Origin of the sequence: Limibacter armeniacum, assembly GCF_036880985.1 — a bacterium.
Lineage (GTDB): Bacteria > Bacteroidota > Bacteroidia > Cytophagales > Flammeovirgaceae > Limibacter > Limibacter armeniacum.
In genome coordinates this window covers 1238023-1254844 of record NZ_JBAJNO010000008.1, presented here as the reverse complement: position 1 = coordinate 1254844, position 16822 = coordinate 1238023, and the positions used below count along the sequence as shown (strand labels likewise).

Sequence of the window (16822 nt, the reverse complement as noted above, 5' to 3'; positions counted from 1 at the left end):
TTATTGGTTAATGTATGCTTGAACTAATTCACTGTATTTCTCCGGCTCCTGCTCCTTGATGTGCAGCAAGGCCTTCGGGTCTTTCTTTTGATAGTCATCAAAAGTCCAGTTATCTCTGCCTGCCTGCGCCTTTGGCGAGGTTGGCGTTTGCTTTTCTCGTTGCAGTTGCTGCGATACCACAGCTACCGGCTCCAGGCAGGCCAGGTAATTGCGGATGGCCTCAATGCCGGAAGTCTCCAGCATGGGCTTGAGGTTCTCCGCCTGCTTGGCCGTCAGCTTTCGCTGTGCCACAGCCTCCCCCAGGAGCTGTTCCCCTTCAGAGGCCCTCATCTGTGCCTCCAGCTTTTCCTTTGCCTGTACCAGGGCATTGAACCTGGCGGTAAAGGCGCCCATAAACGCCTCGTCGCTTGCCGAGGCCTGCGGGTCCAGCGACATCCCATGCATCGCCAGCAGTGCCATTAGTTGTTGTTTCATCTTGCTTTTCGGTTTCCCTAAAATCTGCTTATCATAAAATGCGACCATGCGGTCCGCTTCCATTCCTTCCGGGGGCATCATCAGTCTGCTTTCGTAGATGCCGTCAATCAGGCCAGCCTCCAACGCTTCCTGCGCAGACAAGTGCACCTCGTTTTCCCCCAGCCAGTTCTCCAGTACCCAGGAGGCTTCCTTGCCGGTCTTCCCGGCATAGATTTCCGCCATCTGACGGTTCATGCTCTCAATCTCTTCGGCCGCTTTCCTGTACTGCGCGGGGGTTCCCCTCCCGGCAGGTGACACGGCAGCGCCATGCACAAGAAAGCGGGCGTTCCTTGCCGCCTCCACTCTTCCGGCCGCCAGCATCACAATGGTCATCATGCTGGCCGAGATACCATCCACATAGGCATTCACCTTGACAGGCAGGCTCTTCAGGTAAGAGTAGATGGCAGACCCCTCGAACACGGACCCCCCGGGGGAGTGTATCCGCAGGTTAATGGTGCTGTACTTGCCCAGCAAAGGCGCAACCGCTGCCTTGACCGTATTCAGGTCCACCTCGCCCCATTTCATGATATCGCCATGCAGCATGATATCGGCTTCTCTCTGACTGGATTTTGCTACTATCTCGAACATACCTTACGTGTTGAATTCCCTACAAACAAATGAGGTTGAGGCAGTATTTTCAAACCGGGTTTCGCAGCATTGCCTCCCCCTATGCAACCCTTGCAACGCCCTTACGCAGGGTGCGGAAGTTCTTTTGAAGTTGACTGGATTTTCAGGCTCTTTTGTATCAAAAAGGATGGAAAAAGGGGCGCTCACCGAACAGGACAAAAGGAACTATGCACTGCAACTCTATGTGCATACCGACATGACACAGGAGGAAATCTGCAAGATTGTCGGGTGGAAGGACCGCAAGACCTTCACCAACAACAAGGCAAAGTATGATTGGGACAATATCAAGAAGGCCAACACCATCACCTCGGAGGCGGTAATTGCCAACCTGACGGAGAAGATCCACAAGGTCTCCATCTCGGAGGATGCCGTGGAAAAGGCCGACTCCATCGCCAAGCTGGTCAGCTCCATCGAGAAGCTGAGGGGCAACAAGCTGCTGGCCTCCAACTACATCCAGGCTTTCAAGGAGCTGACCCGCTTTATCCAAAGCCGTGATGTGGAAGCGGCCGGAAAGATGAACAACTGGATGAGGCTTTTCATTGATGAGAAAATCAAGAACGGGGAACTATGAACAGGAAGGATTACAACGAGTGGATTGAGTTCTGCGAGCTGGTTGCCGAGGCCACACCCATTGACCTGAACGAAACGGAAGAGGACAAAGGCAGAAGGATACAGCACCTGCTGGGTGACTATTCGGCTTTTTGTTCCTACTACTTTCCGCACTATGTCAAATCGGAAAGTGCCTGGTTCCACAAGCGCATGGCCAACAAGCTGAAGAAGGCGCAGTATGTCAGCGCCGTTTGGGAGGCCTTCCGGGGGGCTGCCAAGAGCACACACGCTGATGTGTTCTTTCCCCTCTACTGGAAAGCCAGCGGGGAGCTGAACTACATGCTGCTGGTGGGGGAAACCGAGGAAAAGGCCAAGCTGCTGCTATCCGACGTGCAGGCCGAGCTGCAATACAACCAGCGTTACATCAATGACTTTGGAGAACAGATGCAATCCGGGGAATGGTCAGAGGGAAGGTTCCAGGCAAAGGACGGCACCTACTTCTCCTGCATCGGTCTGGGGCAATCGCCTAGGGGTATCCGCAAGCGGCAGCACCGCCCGGACTATATCGTGGTCGATGACTGCGACTCAAAGAAGCGTTCCGCCAACCCCCGCAGGGTCAGGGAGGCGGTGGAATGGATACTGGAGGACCTGATGGGCTGCTTCTCGGACTTGCGCCAGCGGTTTCTCCTTGTGAACAACCGCATCCACAAGCAGAGCATCCTGGCAGGCATCCTGGAGGCCTTGCCCAATGCCTACCACTTGCAGGTCAACGCCCTAGACAAGGAGGGGAAGGTGAACTGGCCACAGAAGTACACCAAGGAGTACTGGGACCGCTTGCAGGAGGAAATCCCGCACCGCTCCTTCCAGCGGGAGTACATGAACAACCCGATCGAGGACGGGACGGTGTTCCAGGCAGACTGGATTCGCTGGAAAAAGCCCCTGCAACTGAGACAGTACGACACCCTTTGCCTGTATGGGGACCTTTCCTACACCGAAAACGGGGACTACAAGGCCATCCACCTGGTGGGTAAGAAAGGGCGTGAATTCCACATACTGGAAGCCTTCGTGCGCAAGACCACCATTACCAATGCCGTGCAGTGGTGCTATGACCTGTACGAGGACCGCTTACAGCATGGCAAGGTTCCCTGCGCCATGATGATGGAAGGCAACTTCATCCAGGACAAGTTCATCAATGAGTTTGACGAGGAAGGCGACCGCCGGGGGTACTACCTGCCCGTGGTGGCCGACCGGAAACCCAAGGCCAACAAGTATGAGCGTATAGAGGGGATTTCCCCTTTCTGGGAAAAAGGGATGGTCTACTATAATGAGAAGCATAAGGAGAACCAGGACTTCACTGTTAGCATTGACCAAACCCTTGCTTTTGAAAAGGGGTCCGGGGCGCATGATGACGCCCCCGACAGCCTGCATGGCGCCATCTCGGAACTGATGCGCAGGAACCATGTGGAAAGGCAAAAGCCCAGGACGGGCAAACGCAGGAAAATAGAAACGTATTAAGAGAATGGAAACAGAAACAATCGTAGTGCTGCTCACCTTTGCCACCGTGTGGGCAGTACTGATTTTTGGGGGCTTCTTCAAGGCCTCAGGCAAGCGGGAGCTGCACGAGCTCAGGTTTATCTACCAGTTCGAGTACAAGGGCGAGCACTATACGGCAAGCCTCTCGATGCCGGACCACTTCTACTCTGCCGAGGACTTGCAGCGCCTGATCATGAAACACGCCTGCAATGTGCTCCGCAGCGAGGACGAGGGGCGCTTTATCAGGGAGTCGGAAATCATTTTCACACTAATCAGCAAGGTATGAGATTCCTGACAGACACGGACTACGAAAGCATCGTAGAAGCAGACGAGCTGGAAGTGCTCACCGAAGGAAGGCAGAGCGTCCTGCTCAAGGCTGAGCGCATGGCGGTGGAGAAGGTTCGCAAGATCATCAGCAGGCAGTATGATACGGCACAGCTGCTTATCCAGGTGCTCACCTTCACGGATGGACAGACCTATTACCCCGATGATGTGGCCAGCTACACGGATGGCAACGGGGACACCTACATCTATACGTGCCTCACGGAGACTGCCACCGGTCCGGAAGCCAACCCGGCAAGCTGGCAGGTGGGTGACCCCAGGGACATTACCCTGGTGGAGTACAGCATTTACTTCACCCTTTACATCCTTTACGGGAAGGTGGCCAAGCGCACCGTGCCGGAAGACCGGTACGAACAGTACAAGGAAGCGCGGGATTTTCTTGTCTCCCTCCAGAAGGATGAGGTACATGTGGACTGGCCCAGGCTCCTGGATGAGAAAGGGGAGGAAGAAAGGCCCCTGATCAGGAAGGGAAAGCCCTCCACGGCAAGGCATTACTATTAATGGCCGGAAACACCCCCATTTAAACGCAGTTAAACGGTGTATTTCGGATTATATCAGCATCTAACGTCTATTTGTATATGTATTACACAAAATCAAGCAGGAGCGCTCTAAACCGCCCATCCTCCAAAAGGGTGAAAATGCAGCAGCGCAGCCGCTACCTGGAGCGGATGGATACCGAGAAATGGCGCAAGGCACACCAGGCCGCCATTGACATCTACCGCCCCAGAAGGGAGGAGCTGGTACGCATCTATGAGGACGCCCTTCTCGATACGCACCTGCAAACCGTGCTGAATACCCGAACGCTCTCGGTGCTCAATACGCCCTTCCACATCCTTGATGCGAATGGGGAAAAGAACGAGGCACTCTTTGAGGAGCTGGACAAGAAGTGGATGCACGACATTATCCGCATGGTCGTCGAGAGTATCTACTACGGTTACTCGGTCATTGAGTTTGTCTTGGACAAGGGGCATGTGGTGGCAGTCCAGTCCATTGACCGGGCCCATGCCATCCCGCAGGAATGTGCCGTACTCTCAGATGTGAACGGGGAGCAGCGCTTTTTCCTGGCAGAGCCCCCCTACAATGACTTCTACCTTTTCCTGAAGGACGATACCACGGACCATACCGGGTTGCTCCTGGAGGCCTCCCGCTACACGGTATTCAAGAAGCAGGCCGTAGGCTTCTACAGTCTCTACCAGGAGGTATACGGTTTCCCGTACCGGATTGCCAAGACCGATAGCCGGGACAAGCAGGTACTCGATGGGCTGGAGGAATACCTAGAAGCCATGGGGGAAGCCATGTACGCCATCCTGCCCTTCGATGCACAGTTTGAGATCCATGAGTCCAAGAATACCGATGGGCAGAAGGTGTTCACCTCTGCCATCGAGCTGGCGAACAAGGAAATATCCAAGCGGGTGCTGGGGCAGACCATGACCACGGAGGATGGCTCCTCCAGAAGCCAGGCGGAGGTGCACGACACCACCAGGGAACAAATATACAAGGCCGATATCCGCTATGTAGAATACATGGTCAACGACTACGTGCTGCCGCTGCTGGGCAAGCATGGCTATGCTGTGGAGGGCAACCACTTCCGCTTCGATACTTCCAAGAGCCTCAAGCTGGCAGGAACGCAGCTGGAGGTGGACAAGTGGATCGCCACCCAGTACCGTATCGATCCGGAATACATCACTGAAACCTATGGCACCCCCATCCTGGCAGAGGAGCCCAAGCCAGTGGAAAAGCCGGGAAAGGGTAAGGGGAGCGGACTGGAGCAACAGCTGGTCGCGCTCTACCATGAAACGGGCTGTTGCATCACCGGCCACCAAGAGCCACAAATGGCAGAGGGAAATCCTGAACTGCTTAAACTCTTTCTAAAGGTGGCTGAAAGGCTGTTCAAAAGGGGGTTCAAGGGACTCTGGAAGACCAGGGACTTCAAGGCACTGGCAAACCAGGTGGGTGACACCTTATATAAGGGAGTCGAGCAAGGGTATGGAAAAAGGCTGGTCGACCTGGATTATGACTCCCCGGACCACACCATGCTCAAGTCACTCAAGGAGAATGTCTACCTGTTCTCCTCCTTCAAGGAGGCTGTGCTTTGCCAGGAGATCAATGCCCTGCTGTTGCAGGATGGCCGCCTCAGGGAATGGGATGCCTTCAGAGAGCTGGCTCTGGAGAAGCACCATGCCTACAATGTCACCTGGCTGCGGACGGAATACGATGCGGCCATAGCGCAGGCCACGATGGCGGCCAGGTGGCAGGAAGCCGAGCAGCACAAGGAGGACTACATGCTGCGCTACAGCACGGTCAATGACAGCAGGGTCAGGGAGGAGCACCGAAGGCTGGAGGGGATCACCTTGCCGGTAGACGACCCGTTCTGGACAAGCAACTATCCGCCGCTGGGCTGGGGCTGCCGCTGCGACGTGGAGCTGGTACCCAACCAGACCGCACGGAAGACCCCAAAGGAACGCCTGCGCTACCCTGACAAGGTGCACCCCTTATTTGCAAAGAATGTGGGAAAAGAAAAGGTGATCTTCGATGAGAGTCACCCTTACTTTAAGCTCAAGGGCTTTGAACCTTAAAGCATGTCGTAGATCTCCTTGATCCTGTTGATTGTCATGCTTTTGGACTGGCCGTTGGAAACGGCGAACATCAGGTGAAAAAGCTTGTCCTTGATCAGGGCTTGCCTGCCGGGCTGTTCATTGGTGATAATCTGGTTGTGGTCGCCCTTGACGGTGACCTTGCTGGACTTTACATCAGGCATAAACATTGTAAAAAATATGAAATTTAAAATACATGCTAAAAATATAAACAAAATAGAAGGATTCAAAGAAAGGTTATTGTTTAAAATATTAACATTAGTGAAATTTATATGGGCAGTTTAATTGATATAGGCATACGGTTCAACATCAAGGACAGCTTTTCACAAGGGCTGGACGGCATCCGGAAACAGTTCCGGAAGGTGGAAACCGCTACCGAAAGCCTGAAAACCAAGACGAAGGGGCTCTTCTCCCGCTTCCGCTCCGGAACACAGGAGGCCAGCCAGGGGCTGAAAGCCTTTTCCCTTCAGAATATGCAACTCTATGAGGCCATCTCCAGCAAGGTGCCCTTTATGGACCAGTTGGGGCCTATGCTCTCCAACCCCTACCTGGCAGCGGCAGCGGCGGTGGTCACGCTGGTGACAGGTATCTACAAGCTGGGGCAGCACCTTGTAAAGGTGAGCAAGGAAGCCCGGGAGCAGCAAACCCAGGTGCGCCTGCTCTTCCAGGTGACCGGGCAGGAGCTGGACGACCTCACGGCCAAGGTGATGGGTATCAGCTCGGTGTTCGGAAAGGAAGCCAAGGAGGTCAGGGAGGCTACCAATGCCATGTCAAAGGAATTTGGCATCACAGGCATGGAGGCCGCCAAGGTGATTGAGGATGTGCTGCTGGCTACCGGAGGCAATGCTGACCTGGACTGGATCAAGGAATACTCCACCCAGCTGAAGGCGGCAGGACTGAATGCCGAGCAGTCGGGGGCCCTGATCGTGAAGTCCTTCCGGGAGGGGATCTATCAGGACAAGGCCATAGACTCCATCAAGGAAGCCAACCTGCGGCTGAAGGAACTCCCGAAAGCGACCAGGGACAGCCTGCAAAAACTGGGGGTGGATGTCAATGCCATGTCTGCCAGGATCAAGGGCGGGGCCATGACGACAATGGACGCCCTGCAACAGATCAGTGGCGTGATGAAAAACGCCGACTTGCAGGCGCAGCAGGAAATCATCGCCAACCTGTTTGCCGGTCCCGGTGAGGATGCCGGAAAGCGCTTTATCGGCATGCTCCGGAACATGGACCTGGAAATGGGCAAGCTTATCGACATGAACGATCCTTACATCCGGAAGCAAAAGCAGCGCCTTGCCCTGGAGGAGGCCATCAACAAGGAAGTGTTGAAATTCTCAGGAACCTTCTCCGCTGTAGGAAACTTCTTTGATACGCTGACACTGAAAGCCCGGCTGCTCTTTTACCAGACCATCAACCAGGCAATGGCCTTTATCAATGCCCATGCCGAGCAGTTCCGCATCACCTGGGAATACATCAAGGCTGCCATCGCCCCTGTAGGGCTTGTGCTCAAGGTCGCCATCTGGGCCGTGATGCAATCCATCAAGGCGGTGGCGAAAGAGCTCTACATGGTATGGATGCTGTGGACCTCCGCCCTGAAGGGGATCGGCAAGCTCTGGGATTGGCTGGGGGGAAAGGTCTCGGAATTCTGGCAGAAGATTGGCGGCAAGGCACTGGTGGACCGCCTCTTTGGGGAAGGCAGTACCTGGGACAGGATGAAATCCAAGATCCTTTCCAGCATACAGGCCGTGACGGGAGCGGCAAAGACTGCCTTCGAGATTGTCAACAACCTGCTGGCGGGTGACTTTGACCTGGCAAGCGCCAACTGGGACAAGCTGAAGAAGGACTTCAGCAGTGACCTTGCCGGAAAGAAGGAGATTATCCAGGTGAAAACCACGGATACCCCAAAGGCCAGCAACCCGGAAGCCGACAGCACGATGGCTGGTGGTGGAACCGCAACGCCCGTGACCCCTCCGACGCCGGAGGCCTCCAACTCATTTGGGGGAAGCGGCAGCGGTGCAGGACGGAGCATAACCGTCAACCTGGGGGCACTGGCTCAGAACGTTACCATCCATGTGAAAAACAGCATTGCAGAGGCAGAGGACCTTGAGTCGCAGCTCAGCGAACTCCTGACCCGTGTCGTGCGCAATGCAGAAACAGCTTACTAGATGAAAGAGTGGATAAAGACACAGGATGCACTGCTGAAAGCCTACCGCAAGACCCCACAGCTGGTAGGTGTGACGGCGGTCAGCTTCTACAAGCAGTCCTTCAAGCGGAAGGGCTTTATCGACCGGGGCTACCAGCGGTGGAAACCCACCAAGAAGGATGAGAAGGGCCGATGGGGAAAGACGGGCAAGAAAAAGAACCTGACCACCCTGGTGCAGTCCGGAAGGCTCCGCCGCAGTATCCGTATTGTAAGCAAGAGCCGTGACAGTGTCACGGTAGGCACCGATGTCCCTTATGCAAGAATCCACAATGAGGGATTTAAGGGAACGGTGCAGCAGCGCATCAAGGGTACAACGGTAAGGGAGCATACCCGAAGAGGGAGCAAGGTCAAGGCGCACAAGAGAAGCGGGCACAGCAGAACCATAAAGCAGAATATCCCCAAACGGCAGTTTATGGGAGCTTCTGCCTTTCTGGGAAAACGCATACAGCGGCAGATTGAGGAAACGATTAAATCAGGATTAAAACGTATTTAAATGCTGGATATACTCTACAAGGCAATAGCCGAAGAGCTGAAGAGCCAAAGGGCAAAAGACATCTTCGCCACCTACGGGCTGGAGGACGTGGCGCACGTGGACCTGTTCAACAACCAGTACCTCTACGAGGAGTCGGAAAGGGCTTACCCCCTTCCGGCGGTGTTTGTGGAATTCTCCGAGGCCACCATCAGGCAGCAGGGAAGGAACACGGACGCCAGCCAGGAACTGGTCAACCTGCATCTGGAGAGCAAGGAGCTGGGCAGTACCCGCTACCGGACTATTGACAGCCAGCGCATGGAAAAAGCACTGGAGCATTTGCGGCTGGTTGCCGCCGTCAATGAAGTGGTCAAGGGGATCAGCCACCCCGCTTTCTCCCGCCTGATAGGGGTCGGCAGAAAGCTCGACAGTGACCATGAGGGCGTGCCGGTCCATATCATCTCCTACAGCACCAGCCTGCACGACCTGAGCTGCGACAGCTGGAAGGCCCTGACCGAAACCGCCGGTGCTGGGCTTGAGCTTGGCAAGCGGGTGATGCGGCAATAAAAAAATCCCTCCTGCAAGGCAAGGGGGATTTTCAAAACTTCACATAAAACCCAAATGGATACAAATGGAATCCGCTATATATCTTTGCTGAACAGGGAAGAGGAGGAGAGCATCCGCTTCATGTTCTCAGTCGGTTCGAGGATCTCCTCGCAGAAAAGGATATCAGACAGCCTGCGCTTGCTCAGGAAAAACTCATACTGCAATTTTTCCAGCACGATGTCCTTCCGGCTGTCAAAACGCCCGTAGGGCATCTTCTTGATCTCTTCATCAAACCGCTTCTTGATGGCATATTTCTTCAGGTCAAAAAACTTCATACAGTGAATGGTTTCAGGGTACAGGTCTCAAAAATGTTATCTTTTTTAAATGATGGGAACTTTTTTAACAATTCATGCCAAAATAAAAAGCCTCCAATCCGGAGGCTTTGATTAATCGTATTTCCACATGAAGGGGCTGTAAGGGGTTCCATTATTCACCTTGATATCGGGTTATAGGTGGTTAGCTTTCGGCCCCCTATCAGGAACTTTATCCCTGCTGGAGTATGATAGGCATAGTTCACCTCTCTGTGATTCGGTAAGTTAATTGAAACCCATTGAACCTCGTAATCAGATAGCTTGGGTTTTTCCTCACAGACAATGATCCACTTGTATGGGTCCAGCGGGATTCTGATGTAGTAGTCAAACGGCTTGACTCGCTCTTCTGGTTCCAGCCATATCTGCTTTTCCCTGATCCGCCTTGTTTTCAGCAGCATAAACTCCCCCTTTAGCAATGGCTTGATCCGTTTGTAATCCCTGTCGGTTAGAAAGGTGAAATACAGTATGGCTTTAGGGTTACTCATCGTCGGTTTCATCTAGGTGGTATGTTGAATAAGAGAAATGCCGTTCGTATAAAAACCATCGGTTGCAGTTGCCACACCTGGACTCTCCCTCATTGTCATGATACTCATCTACATCCTCATCTTCATAACCACAATGGGGGCAAACTATCTGGGGGGTGAACTCATGGTCTATTTCGTTCAAAAAACCATGCTCATCAATGTATTGTGCCATAGTTAATAGGGGTTAAGGTATGGAATAGGTCACCTGTCTTGTCGCAAAGACCCTGTGTATCACTCTTCCCTCCCCGTTGACAAAGGAGTAGGCCAGCGACTCGAAAGGGTGGTCCTTTGTGGTAGACCCGCAAAGGTGATGCTTCAGCTCGCCTTTCCCCCTTGCCTTTACTATCCAGGACTCCAGGCGGGCAGGCAAGTAGTGGAGTAGCCAGAACCAGAAGTAGAGGTCAAACTCCATTTCCAGCACCATAGCGTTTTGGCGGTTCAGGCCTATTCTCCTATTGTCCCTGGCACACCGTATGGAGCTGTAGCAGGGAGTCCCAGCAGGGATCACCCCATTAAAGAGTAAATTGGCAATCTCAGCACTGCTTGAATACCAGTAAAACCTTGCCTTCACTTTTCTATTCATTATCCTTCTTAGCATAGTACGTTGCTTTTAATGTTGCTGTAGTTTTTTACCTGCATCCTTCCGGCTCCCGGTGCCGGCTCTGCGGGGCTTCCGGCCTTATGCCTGCCGAGAAGTTTTCCCATGTCCCCACCCAGATTGGTATCCTTACCACCTGACCGGTGCTGGAGATGGGTTACCGTGAAGTCCTCCTCCATTTCGGCCACCTTGCCGGCCGTGAGGGGGATGACTTGGAGCAAGGTATAGACCTGTACCTTGTCAAGCGGTTTCCCTTCCCTTTTGAAGGTGCTGTAGAACCGCTCCAGGCTGCCGGTCTCGGGGTGGTACTCCAGTTGCAGGTAGCCCGTCAGGCCTTTTCGCCTTAGCCTGTACTTGAGGGTCCTCTTTGTACGGGTGTATGGGGTGGCTTTTACGCCACAGAACATCAGCCTCTTGGCTGCCTCCACAAGGCTGGTGGCCCTGACCGACACCTTGCCTTTCTTGGTCTCGAAGACGTAATCGTGGTTTATGCGCATTTGATTTTTAAGGTTTTGTTTCCGATACAGGGTGTTTAGGGGTGAAAGGTACAGGGCCACGGAATGGGGCCGCCACCGGGTGGGTGGCAGCTCCGGCCCGTTTGCCTACCCGAGGGAGACGGTCTTTTTGGGGATACTGTCAAAAAGCTCCTCCACGGTGCCGAACACCCTGCTTTCCGGCACGTCTATGCGCTCCTGCCTGCCCACATACACCGAGTAGCCCACCTGCCCGGTCTCCTCGTCCAGCAGGAAGATGGCCGACACCAGCGTTTGCAGGATCATGCCCTTGTGGAACACATATACCGAATCGCAAAGGAAGTAGCGGTTTCTGATTGGGGCCAATACCGTTGTGCCCATCTCTTCGTTCATCATAAGATTTTCCATTGTCGAGTTAGATTAGTTGTTGTTGATTATTGCTCTAAGTGTTTCAAAGGCCTTCATGACCTCCTTGCGGGTCTGCTCGCTCATCTCCCCGTTCACGATCCTCATCAGCAGCTCTATCTGCGCATCCTTCAGGGCCCCGCTGTGGTGCTCCTTCCTTTTGCGGTCCGCATGGGTGAAGTCCTTGGCCCATTGCTTCAGCTTCCGGGCTTCCGGGTGGGAGAAGAAGTCGCACAGCTTGATGATGCCCTGTCGGCTCCAGCAGGTGGTGAGCTGGTAGCCCCCGGCGGTCGGCATCCGGAAGATGATCCAGTCGCTGTCCCGCTTGAGCACGTCCAGGTTGTTGCTCTTGATGTTGCGCAGGTAGCCGGGGTCAACCTTCAGGGCCCTGGCCGCATCGGTGTTGGTCACCACAAAGTTGTTGATGTCCTCGCTGGAGTGGATGCGTATCGTCAGCGTCGGGTCAATCTCCACAATCATTAGTTCCAGTTCTGTTTCCATAGTTTTTAGGCGGTTTTATGTAGTTGTTGTAAAATATTGATGCTTACCCAGCTGTCGAGTGCTCCCCAGAGTGCGCAGATAAAGTGCTTTTCCTCCTGGCTGGCGGCATGGCTGCCCCATGCGGCGCGGACCATGTCTTTCAGTACCACGGTCTCGGACTCCTTCAGTTGCAGGGTGGTCAGGTAGCCTGAGGTGTCCAGCTCCCCGATAGCCCCGGACAGCTCCCGCAGCAGCAGGTAAGGGAGCGGGGGGCCCTGTTTGCCGCTTTCCAGTGCCTTCCTGATGACCTCCCGGAGGATGTCCCATTCCTGCCGGTAGAGCGAGAGTGTAAAGTGTTGGTGATTCATCTTGTGCCGATCTTTAGGTTTTTGAGTTCTTCTTGCAGGTAGGCATTGAAGCGGGTGCGCCGGAAGTTGTCGGCCATCTGCTCGAACTGGCTCACCAGCCGGGGAAGTTCCTTGTATGCGTACTTGCCCAGGGGCTTTTGCAGGTAGCTGCGGCGCTCCATAAAGCCGTTGAACAGGTCCCAGTTGATCTGCCCTTCCGGTGCGAAGCCGCTCTCGCCTGCCAGGTGCAGGATCTTGCTACGCATCCGCTTGACGGATACCTGTTCCCCAGTTACCGGCAGCTTTCCGGCCTGTCTGCCCAGGTCATCGAGCATGCGGCTGACCTCCTGCTGGCTCATGGCGGCGGTGCTGTCGGTGCGCCCTTCGGTGTACTGCAACACCAGCAGCCCCTTCTGCTCCTGCAACCCCAGCTTCTTGAGCAGCACGTAGAAGTATTTCCTTTGCCTTTGGTTCATCTCACTTTCAGGTTAGGGGGCAGCGGGTTGGCCACCGCCCCCGGTGATACATTTACTGCTTGTCTGACGGTGGGTAGGCCGTGATCGTCAGGCGTTTTTTCGGGTTCTCCACAATGCGGATGCCTGCCTGCTCCAGGTCGGCGGCCACCTTCTCCAGCGACATGGCCTTGCTCACCTTGGCCAGCGGCAGCTTGATGTCCACCAGCTCGGGGTACTCCAGGGCAAACTCCAGCGCCTCGAAGTCCGGACTGACCTCCACCTTGCGCTGCGTGGTCAAGGCCAGCTTGCCGCCCTCCAGGTTCAGCGTGTTGCTTTCCGCAAACTGCTCCGGGTGCGCGTCCACCCACTCCTGGATCTTGGCCTCCAGCTCGCGCTGCTCCTCGGCGATCCTTTCCTTCTCCAGCCTGATCAGGGCCAGTTTCGACAGCAGTGTTTCCGGGTTGTTGAATTTGTTCTTGTTCATCGTTCAGATTGTTTTTAATTGTTAGACATTATGACTAGGTATGGTATGCTCAGTTGCTGTTCAGGCGTTCCTCCAGCTGCACCTTCATCACCTCCTTGCGGATGCGGCGCATGTCAAAGCCCGCGCTGATGGTCAGGATGTTCTTGATGGCCTCCTGGTTTTTGATCCCCTGCGCCTCGACAATGTCACGGGCCATGGCCCTCATGAACTTCAGCCTTTCGTGCCCCTCCGGGATCAGCCTGGTGTACTTGCCCCCGAAGCGGCTGAATATCTCCTCGTAGCCGTTCTTCCTCAGCCTTACGCCGGTGTCCATCTTCTTCCTGAGCCCCTCGGCCCCCAACATGTACAGGCCACAGGCGAATTCCAGCTCGTTGTAGAGGCGCTTGAGCAGCAGCACGGCGCTCTGCTCCAGGTCACCCGCCTCGTCCAGGATGACGATGGGGTTGGTCAGCGTCTTCAGGTAGTAGACGCAGTCCATGAAAAGCTGCTCCAGGCTGCCCGCCTGCTCAAAACCCAGTGTCCGGGCCAGCAGCTTGATGAAGCCCGACTTCTTGGGCGCCTCCCCGCAGTTGAGGTAAAAGGCGTTGGTGTTCTGCTCGGCGTAGGCCTTGCCCGCATGACTCTTGCCGATGCCGGCGATGTCGCAGAAAATGCCCGTGGTGCTGTGCTGCTGGCAGAAGGTGAGCTGCGCGCTGATCACGGAGAACACCTGCGTGCGGGCGGTCTTCCAGGACAGCTCGCTGTGGTGGCTGTAGCCCACGAAGCGGGCGATGCGCACCCAGTTCTGGTGCGAGAGCAGCGACTTGCCGCCCTTGTTGGTGTACCTGCCGTTCTTGAGCTGGGAGTAGACCCCCTTGTTCAGCCCGATGCTGACGGCAAACTTGGCGTCGCTGCCCAGGCTGGACTGCTCCCGCTTGTACTGGAGCAGGTCAATGATCTGCTGCTTTTCCTCGGTGGTGTATTCCATTACTTGTTCCATGTTCTCAAATTGTGTTTTAGGGTGTATCAGGGACGTAAAAGGGTGAAAGGTACAGGGCGCAAAAGCCCGGGCTAGAGCATGTCTATGGCCTTCTTCCTTAGCTCCTCTTCGGTCATCTTCTTGCTTGTGTTTTTCTTCGGTTCCTTTTTGGGTTTTGCCTGCTTCTGCTTAGGCTTTGCCTCCTCGGCCTTCCCGATGCCAAACCTGTGGGCTTCCGCCGCCTGGTTGTGGGTGTCCTTGTACTTTCCATCCAGACTGGTATCTCCCAATGACCAGTCATAGCGGGCGTGCAGCTCCTGGTCGGCGCCCGAAAGCTGGATGCCCACCGCCTCGTCAGCCTCCTTCAGCCCTTGCTCGAAGGACCTGACCTGCTCATCGACGGAACTGGCGTTCCTGAGGTGCTTGCCCAGGGCGCTCAGGTCCCCGTCGGCTGCCTCCTCCTCAATCACGGCGGCTCTTTGCAGCTTGCCGATGCTGAAGAGGTATTCCTCTTCCAGGCTGTACAGGTCCGCCATTTCCCCGGACTCGTCCCAGTAGATTTTACACTTCGGTGCTGTAGGGTTTTCGCTGTGCTCCACAATGGTTTGGATGTTGTCGTGGTAGTTCGGCAGCTCAAAGGAGTAGTCCTTGCCGCTGTTTGTGACCGTGATCACGTTGCGGCGGTAACTCATATCAATAATGGTGTTGAAGCCGAACACCAGCCTTTTCACCTGGTCATCAAACGGCTGGCACTCCTGGTTTTTATCCTCCTCATACCACTGCATGCGGGTCCTGCCATCCTGCATCACCTGGTTGTTGTTCTCCTGCACCAGCGCCCGGAACTGCTCCAGCACCTCGTACATATCCGGCAGCTCCTCATTGCGGGGGGCATAGTCCGGGTTGTGGGTATTGTTGATGTCCCTGGCATTTAGGCCGACCCCTAGCCAGTTGTCAAACTTACGCCCCAGATTGGAGAGCATCTTGACCGAGATCTCCGCTGGGTTGGCCTTGGAGTTGCCCGGGGTGATCGTGGTGAAGCGGTTGGCGATCAGCCCCAGCCATTCCCTCATGCCCATGCCGGTATTGGCCGAGCCGTTGTCGGAGATAATCACCTTTGGATGGATGTACCCGGCATTTTTGACTGCCATCTGCACGGCTGCCCTTACCAGGGCGCTGTCCTCATTGGCTCCATAGCTCCAGCCCAGCACCACCCGGCTGTGCACGTCGATCACACGGACGAAATACATGTTCTTGCGGACTACCTTGGTCCTGCCTCCAGTGGTGTCTACCGTATGGTAAGCCAGCTTGCCCGAAGAGCCGTCAATGGCCCAGAGGCTGTTGCTGTATTTCACCGCATGGCGTGGCACATAGGGGCGGTAACGGTCGTATTCCTTCTTGCCGTGACGCTGCCTGGCCATCAGCACCTTGTTGTCGAACTTGTTGAGGTAGTTGCCTATCGTCCTGATGCTTACCAGCTCGTGCTCGGCAATCCCGAGGGCTGCCATTCGCTCCGTGTACTGGTCGTACACATCCTTCTTGGTGTACTTGTTGGCCTTGTTGAAGTTCATCCACAGGCTGTAGACCATGGCCTCGTGCACGTCGAACTCCATCACCTCCCCGGTCACGGGGTGCGCCAGCTCCATGGCCCCGAACTTGCGGGCGTGGTCGTTGTTATACTTGCCGCTGACCACGAAGTTGTAGCGGTTTTCACCGCCTTCCACCTTCCTGTAGTCCACCAGCCGCTTGCGGATATAGGCCTCGGTGCTTGCCTTGAAGCCCTCCAGGTTGCGGGCAGCCAGATGGATGGCCGCCACCTCGAACAATTCCCTCTGGGACTTGCACCCCCACTGGGTATACAGCTTCTTTTCCACGTTGTCGGACTGGGAAAGGAACTCCAGCCATCCCCAGGCCTCCGCCAGCTCATAGGACTTCTGGATATTGAAGGTCCTGACAGCACTCCGGTACATAAAGAAGTTCACCACTTCCCTGATGCGGCCATCCATAAAGGCATCGTAGGCTTTTACCACCTCGTCCCTGGCCTGCAGCTTGCGCTGGCGCTCCAGCCTGGCGGCTCCCTCCCGGGAAATGCCCGCCAGTTTTTCAGCAATTCTTTCCAGCTCCTCCCTTGGCGGCAGCTGCGAACGGTAGTAAGTGGGCTTGCGGTTTGGGATGCGGGCCTCGTCGTAGTAGAAGCGGTCATTGATACGTGCCCATCGCCAGCTCTTGCCGGTGTCGGGAAGCTCGGAAAGGTAACGCTGGGTGGGGGGGACGGATCTTTTGTATATGGCTCTAGCTCTACACTCAAGATATGTTTTGTCCAGGCTACACATTTTTTCAAGTGTTTCCTGACT

At 55.0% G+C, this 16822-nt stretch carries 22 protein-coding genes; 8 read left to right on the top strand and 14 right to left on the bottom strand.

All coding sequences use genetic code 11. The features are described from left to right. Window positions 1-1101 carry a head maturation protease, ClpP-related gene (locus V6R21_RS11080; protein ID WP_334243672.1) on the bottom strand — a complete coding sequence of 367 codons (1101 nt, stop codon included), beginning with the start codon at window positions 1099-1101 and terminating at the stop codon, window positions 1-3. A 166-nt stretch (window positions 1102-1267) separates the two neighbouring features. Here V6R21_RS11080 and V6R21_RS11075 point away from each other — a divergent pair, with 166 nt between their 5' ends. From V6R21_RS11075 to V6R21_RS11055, 5 genes are all read left to right on the top strand, one after another. Continuing rightward, on the top strand, window positions 1268-1711 hold the full coding sequence (locus V6R21_RS11075) for a hypothetical protein (RefSeq protein ID WP_334243671.1): 444 nt from the start codon (window positions 1268-1270) through the stop codon (window positions 1709-1711). Then, window positions 1708-3204 (top strand): phage terminase large subunit, encoded by a 1497-nt coding sequence (gene terL / locus V6R21_RS11070; protein ID WP_334243670.1) that lies wholly within the window; start codon window positions 1708-1710, stop codon window positions 3202-3204. Before V6R21_RS11075 ends, terL begins: the two co-directional genes overlap by 4 nt. Window positions 3205-3208: 4 nt before the next feature. Then, window positions 3209-3508: a hypothetical protein gene (locus V6R21_RS11065; RefSeq protein ID WP_334243669.1), complete on the top strand. Its 300-nt coding sequence runs from the start codon at window positions 3209-3211 to the stop codon at window positions 3506-3508. Continuing rightward, on the top strand, window positions 3505-4065 hold the full coding sequence (locus V6R21_RS11060) for a hypothetical protein (protein ID WP_334243668.1): 561 nt from the start codon (window positions 3505-3507) through the stop codon (window positions 4063-4065). Before V6R21_RS11065 ends, V6R21_RS11060 begins: the two co-directional genes overlap by 4 nt. Window positions 4066-4202: 137 nt before the next feature. After that, complete coding sequence (locus tag V6R21_RS11055) at window positions 4203-6140, top strand: phage portal protein family protein (RefSeq protein WP_334243667.1); 1938 nt, start codon at window positions 4203-4205, stop codon at window positions 6138-6140. Here the strand turns inward: V6R21_RS11055 and V6R21_RS11050 are convergent. After that, window positions 6137-6322, bottom strand: coding sequence for a hypothetical protein (locus V6R21_RS11050; RefSeq protein ID WP_334243666.1), 186 nt, complete (start codon window positions 6320-6322; stop codon window positions 6137-6139). The two genes, V6R21_RS11055 and V6R21_RS11050, sit on opposite strands and share 4 nt — an antisense overlap. A 108-nt stretch (window positions 6323-6430) precedes the next feature. Between V6R21_RS11050 and V6R21_RS11045 the strand changes: the two genes are divergently transcribed. Genes V6R21_RS11045 through V6R21_RS11035 form a run of 3 tightly spaced genes read left to right on the top strand, consistent with a single transcriptional unit; the run spans window position 6431 to window position 9397 of the window. After that, window positions 6431-8323: a phage tail tape measure protein gene (locus V6R21_RS11045; RefSeq protein ID WP_334243665.1), complete on the top strand. Its 1893-nt coding sequence runs from the start codon at window positions 6431-6433 to the stop codon at window positions 8321-8323. Continuing rightward, window positions 8324-8854, top strand: a complete 531-nt coding sequence (locus V6R21_RS11040; protein ID WP_334243664.1) for a phage virion morphogenesis protein — start codon at window positions 8324-8326, stop codon at window positions 8852-8854. Then, window positions 8855-9397 carry a hypothetical protein gene (locus V6R21_RS11035; RefSeq protein ID WP_334243663.1) on the top strand — a complete coding sequence of 181 codons (543 nt, stop codon included), beginning with the start codon at window positions 8855-8857 and terminating at the stop codon, window positions 9395-9397. A gap of 74 nt (window positions 9398-9471) precedes the next feature. On the opposite strand, the gene V6R21_RS11030 is transcribed toward V6R21_RS11035, so the two are convergent. The 12 genes from V6R21_RS11030 to V6R21_RS10975 form a co-directional block, all read right to left on the bottom strand. Next, entirely contained in the window at window positions 9472-9711 is a 240-nt protein-coding gene (locus V6R21_RS11030; RefSeq protein WP_334243662.1) for a hypothetical protein, read from the bottom strand. A 155-nt stretch (window positions 9712-9866) separates the two neighbouring features. Further along, the gene (locus V6R21_RS11025; protein ID WP_334243661.1) at window positions 9867-10244 is read right to left on the bottom strand and encodes a hypothetical protein; all 378 of its coding nucleotides are present in this window, start codon (window positions 10242-10244) and stop codon (window positions 9867-9869) included. Further along, window positions 10225-10443, bottom strand: a complete 219-nt coding sequence (locus tag V6R21_RS11020) for a hypothetical protein (RefSeq protein ID WP_334243660.1) — start codon at window positions 10441-10443, stop codon at window positions 10225-10227. The genes V6R21_RS11025 and V6R21_RS11020 overlap by 20 nt, the downstream gene beginning before the upstream one ends. 12 nt (window positions 10444-10455) lie before the next feature. Next, window positions 10456-10869: a hypothetical protein gene (locus V6R21_RS11015; protein ID WP_334243659.1), complete on the bottom strand. Its 414-nt coding sequence runs from the start codon at window positions 10867-10869 to the stop codon at window positions 10456-10458. Further along, the gene (locus tag V6R21_RS11010) at window positions 10863-11366 is read right to left on the bottom strand and encodes a hypothetical protein (RefSeq protein WP_334243658.1); all 504 of its coding nucleotides are present in this window, start codon (window positions 11364-11366) and stop codon (window positions 10863-10865) included. The genes V6R21_RS11015 and V6R21_RS11010 overlap by 7 nt, the downstream gene beginning before the upstream one ends. Window positions 11367-11471: 105 nt before the next feature. Beyond that, entirely contained in the window at window positions 11472-11750 is a 279-nt protein-coding gene (locus tag V6R21_RS11005) for a hypothetical protein (protein ID WP_334243656.1), read from the bottom strand. Window positions 11751-11762: 12 nt separating this feature from the next. Further along, window positions 11763-12248, bottom strand: coding sequence for a BRO-N domain-containing protein (locus V6R21_RS11000; RefSeq protein ID WP_334243654.1), 486 nt, complete (start codon window positions 12246-12248; stop codon window positions 11763-11765). 5 nt (window positions 12249-12253) lie between these two features. After that, window positions 12254-12595 (bottom strand): hypothetical protein, encoded by a 342-nt coding sequence (locus V6R21_RS10995; protein ID WP_334243651.1) that lies wholly within the window; start codon window positions 12593-12595, stop codon window positions 12254-12256. Then, window positions 12592-13050 carry a hypothetical protein gene (locus V6R21_RS10990; RefSeq protein ID WP_334243649.1) on the bottom strand — a complete coding sequence of 153 codons (459 nt, stop codon included), beginning with the start codon at window positions 13048-13050 and terminating at the stop codon, window positions 12592-12594. Before V6R21_RS10990 ends, V6R21_RS10995 begins: the two co-directional genes overlap by 4 nt. Window positions 13051-13102: 52 nt before the next feature. Next, window positions 13103-13513, bottom strand: coding sequence for a host-nuclease inhibitor Gam family protein (locus V6R21_RS10985; protein WP_334243647.1), 411 nt, complete (start codon window positions 13511-13513; stop codon window positions 13103-13105). A gap of 49 nt (window positions 13514-13562) precedes the next feature. Further along, window positions 13563-14492: an ATP-binding protein gene (locus tag V6R21_RS10980; protein ID WP_334243645.1), complete on the bottom strand. Its 930-nt coding sequence runs from the start codon at window positions 14490-14492 to the stop codon at window positions 13563-13565. 71 nt (window positions 14493-14563) lie between these two features. Continuing rightward, window positions 14564-16801 (bottom strand): transposase family protein, encoded by a 2238-nt coding sequence (locus tag V6R21_RS10975; RefSeq protein WP_334243643.1) that lies wholly within the window; start codon window positions 16799-16801, stop codon window positions 14564-14566. Between the last annotated feature and the right edge of the window lie 21 nt (window positions 16802-16822).

Excerpts from the sequence above, each read along its gene's own strand:
- V6R21_RS10980 (WP_334243645.1), bottom strand. The coding sequence starts at position 14,492 with ATGGAACAAGTAATGGAATACACCACCGAGGAAAAGCAGCAGATCATT.
- terL (WP_334243670.1), top strand. The coding sequence starts at position 1,708 with ATGAACAGGAAGGATTACAACGAGTGGATTGAGTTCTGCGAGCTGGTT.
- V6R21_RS11000 (WP_334243654.1), bottom strand. The coding sequence starts at position 12,248 with ATGGAAACAGAACTGGAACTAATGATTGTGGAGATTGACCCGACGCTG.
- V6R21_RS10985 (WP_334243647.1), bottom strand. The coding sequence starts at position 13,513 with ATGAACAAGAACAAATTCAACAACCCGGAAACACTGCTGTCGAAACTG.
- V6R21_RS11060 (WP_334243668.1), top strand. The coding sequence starts at position 3,505 with ATGAGATTCCTGACAGACACGGACTACGAAAGCATCGTAGAAGCAGAC.
- V6R21_RS10990 (WP_334243649.1), bottom strand. The coding sequence starts at position 13,050 with ATGAACCAAAGGCAAAGGAAATACTTCTACGTGCTGCTCAAGAAGCTG.
- V6R21_RS11075 (WP_334243671.1), top strand. The coding sequence starts at position 1,268 with ATGGAAAAAGGGGCGCTCACCGAACAGGACAAAAGGAACTATGCACTG.
- V6R21_RS11030 (WP_334243662.1), bottom strand. The coding sequence starts at position 9,711 with ATGAAGTTTTTTGACCTGAAGAAATATGCCATCAAGAAGCGGTTTGAT.
- V6R21_RS10975 (WP_334243643.1), bottom strand. The coding sequence starts at position 16,801 with ATGTGTAGCCTGGACAAAACATATCTTGAGTGTAGAGCTAGAGCCATA.
- V6R21_RS11010 (WP_334243658.1), bottom strand. The coding sequence starts at position 11,366 with ATGCGCATAAACCACGATTACGTCTTCGAGACCAAGAAAGGCAAGGTG.
- V6R21_RS11040 (WP_334243664.1), top strand. The coding sequence starts at position 8,324 with ATGAAAGAGTGGATAAAGACACAGGATGCACTGCTGAAAGCCTACCGC.
- V6R21_RS11025 (WP_334243661.1), bottom strand. The coding sequence starts at position 10,244 with ATGAAACCGACGATGAGTAACCCTAAAGCCATACTGTATTTCACCTTT.
- V6R21_RS11015 (WP_334243659.1), bottom strand. The coding sequence starts at position 10,869 with ATGCTAAGAAGGATAATGAATAGAAAAGTGAAGGCAAGGTTTTACTGG.
- V6R21_RS11080 (WP_334243672.1), bottom strand. The coding sequence starts at position 1,101 with ATGTTCGAGATAGTAGCAAAATCCAGTCAGAGAGAAGCCGATATCATG.
- V6R21_RS11020 (WP_334243660.1), bottom strand. The coding sequence starts at position 10,443 with ATGGCACAATACATTGATGAGCATGGTTTTTTGAACGAAATAGACCAT.
- V6R21_RS11035 (WP_334243663.1), top strand. The coding sequence starts at position 8,855 with ATGCTGGATATACTCTACAAGGCAATAGCCGAAGAGCTGAAGAGCCAA.
- V6R21_RS11050 (WP_334243666.1), bottom strand. The coding sequence starts at position 6,322 with ATGCCTGATGTAAAGTCCAGCAAGGTCACCGTCAAGGGCGACCACAAC.
- V6R21_RS11005 (WP_334243656.1), bottom strand. The coding sequence starts at position 11,750 with ATGGAAAATCTTATGATGAACGAAGAGATGGGCACAACGGTATTGGCC.
- V6R21_RS11055 (WP_334243667.1), top strand. The coding sequence starts at position 4,203 with ATGCAGCAGCGCAGCCGCTACCTGGAGCGGATGGATACCGAGAAATGG.
- V6R21_RS10995 (WP_334243651.1), bottom strand. The coding sequence starts at position 12,595 with ATGAATCACCAACACTTTACACTCTCGCTCTACCGGCAGGAATGGGAC.
- V6R21_RS11045 (WP_334243665.1), top strand. The coding sequence starts at position 6,431 with ATGGGCAGTTTAATTGATATAGGCATACGGTTCAACATCAAGGACAGC.
- V6R21_RS11065 (WP_334243669.1), top strand. The coding sequence starts at position 3,209 with ATGGAAACAGAAACAATCGTAGTGCTGCTCACCTTTGCCACCGTGTGG.